At 35.0% G+C, this 10,522-nt stretch carries 7 protein-coding genes; 6 read left to right on the top strand and 1 reads right to left on the bottom strand.

The annotated features are described in order from the left end of the window. Positions 1–179: 179 nt before the first annotated feature. Complete coding sequence (locus FPG59_RS09965; RefSeq protein WP_086454458.1) at positions 180–1,724, bottom strand: hypothetical protein; 1,545 nt, start codon at positions 1,722–1,724, stop codon at positions 180–182. A 154-nt stretch (positions 1,725–1,878) separates the two neighbouring features. Between FPG59_RS09965 and FPG59_RS09960 the strand changes: the two genes are divergently transcribed. The 6 genes from FPG59_RS09960 (at position 1,879) to ilvC (ending at position 10,097) form a co-directional block, all read left to right on the top strand. Then, a complete protein-coding gene (locus FPG59_RS09960) occupies positions 1,879–3,054 on the top strand; it encodes a 2-isopropylmalate synthase (protein WP_086454457.1) in 1,176 nt (391 codons plus the stop codon). 33 nt (positions 3,055–3,087) lie between these two features. Next, on the top strand, positions 3,088–4,191 hold the full coding sequence (gene leuB, locus FPG59_RS09955; RefSeq protein ID WP_086454456.1) for a 3-isopropylmalate dehydrogenase: 1,104 nt from the start codon (positions 3,088–3,090) through the stop codon (positions 4,189–4,191). A 272-nt stretch (positions 4,192–4,463) separates the two neighbouring features. Beyond that, entirely contained in the window at positions 4,464–6,137 is a 1,674-nt protein-coding gene (ilvD, locus tag FPG59_RS09950; protein ID WP_086454455.1) for a dihydroxy-acid dehydratase, read from the top strand. A 136-nt stretch (positions 6,138–6,273) separates the two neighbouring features. Then, the gene (gene ilvB, locus FPG59_RS09945) at positions 6,274–7,968 is read left to right on the top strand and encodes a biosynthetic-type acetolactate synthase large subunit (protein ID WP_086454454.1); all 1,695 of its coding nucleotides are present in this window, start codon (positions 6,274–6,276) and stop codon (positions 7,966–7,968) included. A 95-nt stretch (positions 7,969–8,063) separates the two neighbouring features. Beyond that, a complete protein-coding gene (gene ilvN, locus FPG59_RS09940; RefSeq protein WP_086454453.1) occupies positions 8,064–8,582 on the top strand; it encodes an acetolactate synthase small subunit in 519 nt (172 codons plus the stop codon). A 45-nt stretch (positions 8,583–8,627) separates the two neighbouring features. After that, positions 8,628–10,097 carry a ketol-acid reductoisomerase gene (ilvC, locus tag FPG59_RS09935; protein WP_086454452.1) on the top strand — a complete coding sequence of 490 codons (1,470 nt, stop codon included), beginning with the start codon at positions 8,628–8,630 and terminating at the stop codon, positions 10,095–10,097. Positions 10,098–10,522 lie beyond the last annotated feature (425 nt).

The raw sequence follows: 10,522 nt of genomic DNA, 5'->3' as shown, positions 1-10,522 counted from the left end.
AATTAGATGATATGGCTTTTTACTTGAAAGAAGACCTTTCAGAAGTAGAATTTATTTATTTACCAATGCTTATTGATGGTGAACAAGAGTTTGTAAAATGTTCCAGTTTTGAGGATATATTGCGTGGTCGTAAAGAAATTGAATAGAAAAGGAGGCATTTTAGCCTCCTTTTTGTTTTTTTACCGATTGTTTAGTTTTGCTTTTTCCTTTATTATGACGCTAATCTTGCGATTTTCTATTTTACTTTCTAACCAGGAAATGATATCGAGATATAAAAAGGCACGTTTTTCATAGGTATTTTGTTCTAATTCGACAAAACGAGTTCGCATTTTGATAAACTCTTTCTTGATATCTGTCGGATAAATAGAGTTTAAATTTTTGAGGAATTTGATAATTTCTTTTTGTACCTCATGCAAGTCGTTCATTTTGAGTAAAAACTTATACGTATTTTTGAGTTGATTTTCTAAGTAGTAATCTTTCCCTAATTCATAATGTGCTATCAAGCACAGCAAGCGTGCAAAACACATTAAATCCTCACGCATACTAAGATTTTTGTTGTTGATAATTTTCTCCAAGTACAAAATGCATTCTGCATATTTTTCGTTACCAAAATAAATAGAAGCAAATTTGTAGTAAAACAACATTTCGTGATGCTCGTCAAGGTGATCAGTATGCATTTTTAATTTATACAATACTTCTGGAATCAAATATTCACTTTCTGCAAAAGTACCTTCCAAAATGTGTAAATTAAGTTTATTGTTGTACACATATAAAAAGGACAAACTCGCAATATTATCATTTACAGGAAAGCGGGAATCTTTAATGGTTTCCTCCAGCAATTCAAGATATTCTTTGAACTTGGTTTTGTACTTCAACATATACAAGGATTCCAATAAGTAATGATTCCCTTTTAAGAAAAAAACGGGATTCAAGTATATCATACTTGGATTTTCGTAAAATAGAGTCACCCATTTTAAGGCATATTTATAACAAGACAAAAAATCTTGTACCAAAAAACTACGCCACAAATTAGCATTGTAAAACCAGTATTTTTCTCGAAAACCAAATTTATTTTGGTCGAGTTTAGCGATATGTTTTTTGAAATAATCATCAATATAGGTATACTCTGCATCGGTTTTTACATACCCAGTTTTGAGCATGATGCCGTACAGCTGCAATGACAAATTAGATAACTTACTTGATATAGTATTGCGATAGTTCAGCTCCTTCGCTTGCACCACTAATTCATCTGCGCGGCCTTGAATACTTCGAGTAATATATTGTGATTCGATTAGTTTTTCGAATTCTACAATCTCATAGGCCATTAACTTTTCATCATTCTCCAAAGCCAAAATTTTAGTTTTATCCAAGATTTTCAAACTTTGTTTATACAAACCTTTGTTATACAAAATAGCTGCAAAATCAATTTGCTCTCGCAATTGGTAGCGCATATTTTGACTCGGTATGTTCAATCTGATACTCACCAAAATTTGTTTGTACAAATAGGATTTAAGATTTGACAATTGCACTTTTTTGATACTCCCACTTTTTAAAATCAGTTTTTCATCATAAGTTTCTGATTTGTCTAGTATGTTAAATAGCTCAATAAACTTGGTATTCGAACTAGTCTCTAATCTACTTGCAAAAATTTTAAATTGTCTTTTCTCAGATTTAGAAAGGGACTTTATTAATACAAATAAAAAATCTTTTTGATGGTTAGCCATTGTAGAATAGTATAACTTAATGTTTTGTTAATCAGTATTTTATAAAGTTTAAATACCCCTTATGAGCAGTATATTTCAGGAAATAGTGTTTTCTATCTAACTAATGAAAGATATTTTTGTTTCAAGTTGTGCAAATTACATTAAATAAATTAAAATGAATAGAGAGAAAGTTCAAATTTTTGATACCACCTTACGTGATGGAGAGCAAGTCCCAGGATGTAAGTTAGACAGCAACCAAAAATTAGTGATTGCAAATCGATTGGATGAAATGGGTGTAGACATTATTGAAGCTGGTTTCCCTGTTTCTAGTCCAGGTGATTTTTTATCTGTTTCAGAAATAAGTAAGGTTGTTAAAAATGCCGTAGTTTGCGGATTAACTCGCGCTGTAAAAAATGATATTGATGTAGCCGCACAAGCGCTTCAATATGCCAAAAAACCTAGAATTCATACTGGCATCGGAACTTCTGATTCCCATATTTTCCATAAATTAAATACAACCAAAGAAGATATTATTTTACGTGCCAAAGCGGCCGTAGCTCACGCCAAATCCTATGTAGAAGATGTAGAGTTTTACGCGGAAGATGCTGGTAGAACAGATAATGAATTCTTAGCACGAGTCTGTGAAGAAGTTATTAAATCAGGAGCTACCGTATTAAATATTCCAGATACAACTGGGTATTGTTTGCCAGAAGAATATGGTGCAAAGATTAAATATCTCAAAGAAAATGTAAAAGGTATTGAAAACGTGGTTTTATCGTGTCATTGTCATAATGATCTAGGAATGGCAACCGCTAATTCAATCGCAGGTGCTATAAATGGCGCTAGACAAATAGAATGCACTATCAATGGAATAGGGGAGCGAGCAGGAAATACGGCACTTGAAGAAGTGGTAATGATTTTCAAACAGCATCCGTATTTAAATTTAGATACCAATATTAATACTCGACAATTGAACGAAATGAGTCGATTGGTTAGTGAAAGTATGGGAATGATTGTACAGCCCAACAAAGCAATTGTTGGGGCAAATGCCTTTGCACATAGTTCAGGAATTCATCAAGATGGAGTTATAAAAAATAGAGCTACTTATGAAATCATGGATCCGCTTGAAGTGGGTGTAAATGAATCTTCGATTGTATTGACCGCCCGAAGTGGTAGAGCAGCATTGGCTTACAGAGCAAAAAAAGTAGGTTATGAATTGACTAAAATGCAACTTGATGTGGTTTACATTGAGTTCTTAAAATTTGCTGATATTAAAAAAGAAGTAGTAGATCAGGACATTCATCAAATTATTGAAGCTTGTAAAATAAATAAAGAATTGGTTTTAAATTAAAAATATTTTGATCGCCCCTAAAAATAAAAAATTATGAACTTAAAAATAGCAGCACTTGCAGGAGATGGAATAGGACCAGAAGTAATTTTACAAGCCAAGAAAGCTTTGTATGCCATTGGTGTCGTTTTCGATCATGAATTTGTTTTCGAAGATGCCCTAATTGGATCAATTGCAATAGAAAAGACGGGAAATCCATTACCTGAACAAACTTTAAATCTTTGTTTAAATACAGATGCTGTACTATTTGGAGCAGTTAATGATACGGTACCAAGCGCTGCAGTAAGACCAATTCAAGGAGTATTGAACTTACGTCAAGCGCTAGGTCTTTATGCCTACATAAGACCTGTGAAACCGTATGCTGATTTGCTTGATTTGTCTCCGTTGAAACGAAAAATTATCGAAGGAGTTGATTTTATTATTTTTAGAGAATTGTCTGGCGGATCTTATTTTAGTGAGAAAAAAAGCAACGAAACGGGTACGTTTGCCTCTGATCTTTGCGAATATTCTGAAGACGAAATTATACGAATCAGTCATTTAGCTTTTCGAACTGCACAAAAAAGAAAGAAAAAATTAACCTTAGTTGACAAGGCAAATATTTTAGAAACCTCGCGTTTGTGGCGCAAGGTGGTCACTGAACTTTCAGAGAGCTATCCTGACGTAGTTCTAGAATTTTTACTAGCGGATGCTGCTGCGATGCAAATTATAATCAATCCAAAACAATTTGATGTCATTTTAACTGAAAATTTATTTGGAGATATTTTATCAGACGAAGCTAGTGTTATAACTGGCGCAATCGGTTTATTGCCATCGGCATCTTTAGGAAGTTCGTCGGCTCTTTTTGAACCCATTCACGGCTCTTTTCCGGAAGGGAAAAATAAAAATATCGCTAATCCTATTGCCTCAATTATTTCAGCAGCAATGTTATTGGAGCACTTTGGTTTGCATGCCGAATCTTTAAAAGTGCACGAAGCAGTGCAAAAAGCAATTGAACTAAATGTCGTAACCGCTGATTTGAATCCGTACTCGAAATTTGGAACCAATGAAGTAGGCGATTTTATTGCCAATTATATTCTAAGCAAAGACGACTTGTATTTTAAAAGCGACAATGTTTACATAGGACAATCTACTATTGTATAGGATGTTTTGTTAAAGTAATGACATTAACTATAAGAATTATTTAAAATATTGAGATTTTGTTTTTTTAGTAGCATTAGTTTTTATAATTTTGCGACTTATAAAAAGAAAACATGAGAATTTCAATTATTATAATTTCTGTAATTAATGTCAATGTGATTATCACATGTGCAGAGGGAATGGTATAAATATAATTGAAAAAATATTTAAAACCTCCCAATTATTTTGGGAGGTTTTTTTTTGGAATAAATTTAAAATACAGAAACAATCATATAATGGAATTAAATAAATACAGCAAAACGATTACTCAAGACGAAACACAACCTGCAGCGCAAGCCATGTTGTATGGAATTGGTTTAACCGAAGCTGATTTGAATAAAGCTCAAGTGGGCATAGTTAGCATGGGATACGAAGGAAATCCGTGTAACATGCATCTAAATGATTTAGCCAAAGACATCAAAACTGGGGTTTGGCAAGAAGATTTAGTGGGATTGATATTTAATACGATCGGTGTAAGTGACGGAATGTCAAACGGTACGGATGGAATGCGATTTTCATTGGTATCACGAGATGTTATTGCTGACTCTATTGAAACAGTTGTTGGCGCACAATGGTACGATGCAGTAATTGCAATTCCAGGTTGTGATAAGAACATGCCAGGATCTGTTATGGCAATGGGTCGACTCAATCGTCCTGCGATCATGGTTTACGGTGGCAGCATTCATTCTGGAAAATGGAAAGGAGAATCGCTAAACATTGTATCGGCTTTTGAAGCCCTTGGAAAAAAGTTTAACAATACGATTTCACCCGAAGATTTCAAAGGTGTAATTCAAAACTCTTGTCCTGGTGCGGGTGCTTGTGGCGGAATGTATACCGCAAACACCATGTCCTCAGCCATCGAAGCTTTGGGAATGAGTTTACCCTACAGCTCGTCGAATCCAGCTTTAAGCTCCGAAAAAAAACAAGAATGCCTTGATGCGGGAAAAGCCATTAAAATTCTGTTAGAAAAAGATATCAAACCTAAAGATATCATGACGCGCGAAGCCTTTGAAAACGCCATAACGATGGTTGCGGTTTTAGGAGGATCAACCAATGCTGTAATGCACTTAATTGCAATGGCGCATTCGGTTGATATTGAAATTACTCTAGATGATTTTCAAAGAATTAGTGACAAAACACCTTTGCTTGCTGACCTTAAGCCTAGCGGAAAATACCTCATGGAGGACCTTCATGCGGTTGGCGGAGTTCCAGCTGTTATGAAATATTTGTTGAAAGAAGGTCTTTTACACGGACATTGTTTGACGGTTACAGGTAAAACTTTAGCCGAAAACTTAGCTTCTGTACCAAACTTAAATGACGGTCAAGATGTTATTCATGAAATCCAGAAAGCGTTAAAAAACACTGGAAATATTCAAATTTTATATGGAAATCTCGCTGCTGAAGGCTGTGTGGCTAAAATTAGTGGTAACGAAGGCGAATATTTCGAAGGAGATGCTATTGTTTATGAAAATGAGCATGATGTCATTAAAGGAGTCCGAAATGGGGAGGTTAAACCCGGAAATGTAGTCGTCATTAGATACTGCGGACCTAAAGGTGGGCCAGGAATGCCAGAAATGCTAAAACCTACGTCAGCCATTATGGGAGCTGGTTTAGGAAAAAGTGTTGCTTTGATTACAGATGGTAGATTTTCTGGTGGTTCGCACGGTTTTGTAGTAGGACACATTACTCCCGAAGCTTATGATGGTGGCGGTATTGCACTTGTTCAAAATGGGGATATTATCACCATTGATGCAGTCAAAAACACAATCAATCTTAAAATTTCGGATGAGGAATTTGCAAGTCGAAAATCACAATGGAAACAACCAGAAACACCAATAAAAAAAGGAGTTTTACTAAAATATATTCGGTCAGTTTCAAGCGCCTCAACAGGTTGCGTAACTGATAAATAATAACAAATAGCAATTTCAAAAGGCAAGATGAATATTGTAAAAAATTAATTGTTATTACCACAAATTTTGAAATTGATATTGAAATTGCCGTTGCTAGGGAAATTGGCAAGAGGCACTGGCTAAATAAAAATAGAAAATGGAAAATAATAAAATGTCAGGCGCAGAAGCCGTTATAAAATGCTTACTAGAGGAGGGCGTAGATGTAATTTACGGCTATCCTGGCGGAGCAATCATGCCGGTTTACGATGAATTATACAAGTTTAAAGACGAATTACATCACGTATTAGTGCGTCACGAGCAAGGAGCTACACACGCAGCACAAGGATACGCACGAGCAACTGGCAAAGTTGGAGTAGCAATTGCAACTTCTGGCCCAGGAGCTACCAATTTAGTTACTGGAATTGCTGATGCGCAAATCGATTCGACACCAATGGTTTGCATCACAGGTCAAGTTGGTAAACATTTATTGGGTTCTGATGCTTTTCAAGAAACCGATATCATCGGAATTTCGACTCCGGTTACCAAATGGAATTACCAAATTACGGAAGCTTCTGAAATCCCAGAAATTATTGCGAAAGCATTTTACATCGCCAAATCGGGTCGTCCTGGTCCGGTTTTAATTGACATTACCAAAAATGCGCAATTTGATGAAATGGAATTCAGTTACAAAAAATGTACTAGTATTCGAAGTTATCATCCTAAACCAATCCTTAATATTAATAAGGTACAAGAAGCCGCAGCTTTAATTAATAGCGCAAAGAAACCATTTATTATTTGGGGTCAAGGCGTAATTTTAAGTCAAGCTGAAACTGAATTAAAAGCTTTGGTAGAAAAATCAGGTATTCCAGCAGCATGGACTATTTTAGGTTTATCAGCATTGCCTACCGCACATCCACTCAATGTAGGGATGGTGGGAATGCATGGAAATTATGGACCCAATGTACTCACAAATGAATGCGATGTGTTGATTGCTCTCGGGATGCGTTTTGATGACCGCGTTACTGGAAACCTTGCCACATATGCCAAGCAAGCCAAAATAATTCATTTTGAAATTGATCCAGCCGAAGTGGATAAAAACGTGAAAACAGATGTAGCCGTTTTGGCCGATTTGAAAGAATCTTTAACGGCCTTGATACCGCTTATTGAAAACAACTCGCACGATTCTTGGCACAATGAATTTAAAGCCAAATATGAAATTGAATTAGAGGCTGTTATAAATGAGGAGTTAGAACCCAAAAAAGAGGGGATTTCAATGGGTGAAACTATCGAAATGATTAACAAACACTCAAAAGGAGATGCCATCTTAGTATCGGATGTGGGGCAACACCAGATGTTTGCTTGCCGTTACGGGAAATTCAATTTAACGAAAAGCAATGTTACGTCAGGTGGTTTAGGAACTATGGGATTTGCATTGCCCGCAGCAATTGGAGCCAAAATGGGTATGCCAAATCGCGAAGTAGTAGCAATTATTGGAGATGGTGGTTTTCAAATGACCATTCAAGAATTAGGAACCATTTTTCAAACTAAAGTTCCAGTTAAAATTGTAGTCTTAAACAATGAGTTTTTAGGAATGGTACGTCAGTGGCAACAATTATTTTTTGACAAAAGATACGCTTCTACCGAAATGATCAATCCTAATTTTATAGCTATTGCCGAAGGCTACTATATCAAAGCTAAAAAAGTCACTAAAAGAGAAGATTTGGATAGCGCTGTCGCAGAAATGTTAGCATCACCTGATTCCTATTTCTTAGAAGTGATGGTTGAAAAAGAAAATAATGTATTCCCAATGATCCCAACAGGAGCATCGGTATCGGACATTCGTTTGTCATAAATAGTTTAAAGTTTAAGGTTTAAAGTTGTTACAACCTGAAAATAATGTTGTGCAACTTTAAACTTTAAACATAAAAACTTTAAACATAAAAAAAAATGGAAAATAAAACATTTACCATCTCCGTATATTCAGAGAACAACGTGGGTTTATTGAATAGAATATCAGGTATATTCTTAAAACGTCACATCAATATTTTAAGTCTGAACGTATCTGAATCAGAAATTGAAAACGTGTCTCGATTTATAATCGTGGTAAACACTACTGAAAAATGGGTACATAATATTGTAGGTCAAATTGAAAAACAAATTGAAGTAATCAAGGCGTTTTACCACGTTGACGAAGAAACAATTTTTCTTGAAAACGCGCTTTTCAAAATAGAATCGAGTTTACTTTTCGACGAAAAACAAATTCAAAATATTATCAAAGAAAGTCATTCTGAAATTGTGACTGTAGCACGTGATTTTTTTGTGATTTCAAAATCAGGACAGCGTGCTGAAATTCAAGATTTATACGAAAAGCTTCGTCCATTTGGAATCATGCAATTTGTACGGTCAGGCCGAATTTCAGTCTCTAAAGAAAAAATGCAAATTTCAGCAATGTTGGAGCAACTCTAAAAAAAAACTAAAAACTAAAACAATACTTTCCTTAAAAAATACAAAATGGCAAATTATTTCAACTCACTTCCACTTCGATTACAATTAGAACAATTAGGCGTTTGCGAATTCATGGACCAATCTGAATTTTCAGAAGGAATTAGTGCATTGGCTGGTAAAAAGGTTGTAATTGTGGGTTGTGGAGCCCAAGGTTTAAACCAAGGCTTGAATATGAGAGATTCAGGTTTAGACATTTCTTATGCACTACGAGCTGATGCAATTACAGAAAAAAGAGTATCTTTTAACAACGCATTCGATCACGGATTTACTGTTGGAACATACGAAGAATTAATTCCAACTGCTGATTTAGTTTGTAATCTTACACCAGATAAACAACATACAGCTGTGGTAACAGCCATTATGCCTTTGATGAAAAAGGGAGCTACTTTGGCTTATTCACACGGTTTTAATATCGTTGAAGAAGGAATGCAAATTCGCAAGGATATCACAGTTATCATGTGTGCTCCAAAATGTCCAGGCTCTGAAGTTCGAGAAGAATACAAACGTGGTTTTGGAGTTCCTACTTTAATTGCAGTTCATCCTGAAAATGACCCCAACGGTGTTGGTTTTGCCCAAGCAAAAGCCTATGCAGTAGCCACTGGTGGACATAAAGCAGGTGTGCTAAACTCGTCTTTTGTTGCCGAAGTAAAATCAGATTTAATGGGAGAACAAACCATTTTGTGTGGTATGTTACAAACAGGATCAATTTTATGTTTTGATAAAATGGTTGAAGAGGGAATTGAGCCAGCATATGCTTCAAAATTGATTCAATTCGGTTGGGAAACCATTACCGAAGCTTTAAAACACGGTGGAATTACGAACATGATGGATCGTCTTTCGAATCCTGCTAAAATTGAAGCTTTTCGTTTGGCGGATGAATTAAAAGAAATTATGCGTCCGTTGTTTCAAAAACACATGGATGATATTATTTCGGGAGAGTTTTCTAAAAATATGATGATTGATTGGGCTAACGATGATATCAATTTATTGACTTGGAGAGCAGCAACAGCTCAAACTAATTTTGAAAAAACAGCTCCAACCGCAGCTCATATTACAGAGCAAGAATATTTTGATCATGGTACTTTACTAATTGCAATGGTGAAGGCAGGAGTAGAATTGGCTTTTGAGACCATGACCGAATCTGGAATTATTGAAGAATCGGCATACTATGAATCATTGCATGAATTGCCTTTGATTGCCAATACTGTCGCTCGAAAAAAATTATATGAAATGAACCGAATCATTTCTGACACAGCAGAGTATGGTTGTTATTTATTTGATCACGCTTGCAAACCATTATTGGGTGATTTTATGAAAACCGTAAAAACAAATGTAATTGGTAAATCATTTGCAACTTCAAACGGAGTTGATAACAGCGTATTGATTGCGGTAAATAAAACCATTAGACAACATCCAATTGAAGAAGTTGGGGAATGGCTTCGTACTTCTATGACTGCTATGAAAAAAATAGGATAGCTTCAATATAATTTACCACATATGAGGATGTGGCGGGATTGGCATTATATCATTTATTATAATAATATCTTGAGTTAGTTAAAAAGTGTTACAATGATCAACAGATATGGATGCTTTTACATTCACTTAACTTTGATTTTTTCAAAGTTAAGTGAGGCAATCCCATTATTAATCAAAAATTGAATTTTGCGAACTTAATTAATTTTATGATTAGTATTGAATCCTTTTGTGAATCGTTTTCTTAAACTTTAGAAAACGCTTTTGAAAAAAAATTAATTGTTTTTATATATTTTTGTTTGCAACTAGGCGCGAAGATTTTTTCTTTTGCGCCTTTTTGTATACTTGAACTTTTATTCAAAATCAATTAAAACAAGTGAATTGCTAATAAAATCAGTCTAAATTTTTCACTTTTACTTTTTTTTAGC

The sequence above is a fragment of the Flavobacterium sp. FPG59 genome, from assembly GCF_002150205.1.
GTDB lineage: Bacteria > Bacteroidota > Bacteroidia > Flavobacteriales > Flavobacteriaceae > Flavobacterium.
The sequence above is the reverse complement of the archived record's forward strand: the minus strand, read 5'-3'. Positions and strand labels throughout refer to the sequence as shown.

Excerpts from the sequence above, each read along its gene's own strand:
- FPG59_RS09965 (WP_086454458.1), bottom strand. The coding sequence starts at position 1,724 with ATGGCTAACCATCAAAAAGATTTTTTATTTGTATTAATAAAGTCCCTT.
- FPG59_RS09960 (WP_086454457.1), top strand. The coding sequence starts at position 1,879 with ATGAATAGAGAGAAAGTTCAAATTTTTGATACCACCTTACGTGATGGA.
- leuB (WP_086454456.1), top strand. The coding sequence starts at position 3,088 with ATGAACTTAAAAATAGCAGCACTTGCAGGAGATGGAATAGGACCAGAA.
- ilvD (WP_086454455.1), top strand. The coding sequence starts at position 4,464 with ATGGAATTAAATAAATACAGCAAAACGATTACTCAAGACGAAACACAA.
- ilvB (WP_086454454.1), top strand. The coding sequence starts at position 6,274 with ATGGAAAATAATAAAATGTCAGGCGCAGAAGCCGTTATAAAATGCTTA.
- ilvN (WP_086454453.1), top strand. The coding sequence starts at position 8,064 with ATGGAAAATAAAACATTTACCATCTCCGTATATTCAGAGAACAACGTG.
- ilvC (WP_086454452.1), top strand. The coding sequence starts at position 8,628 with ATGGCAAATTATTTCAACTCACTTCCACTTCGATTACAATTAGAACAA.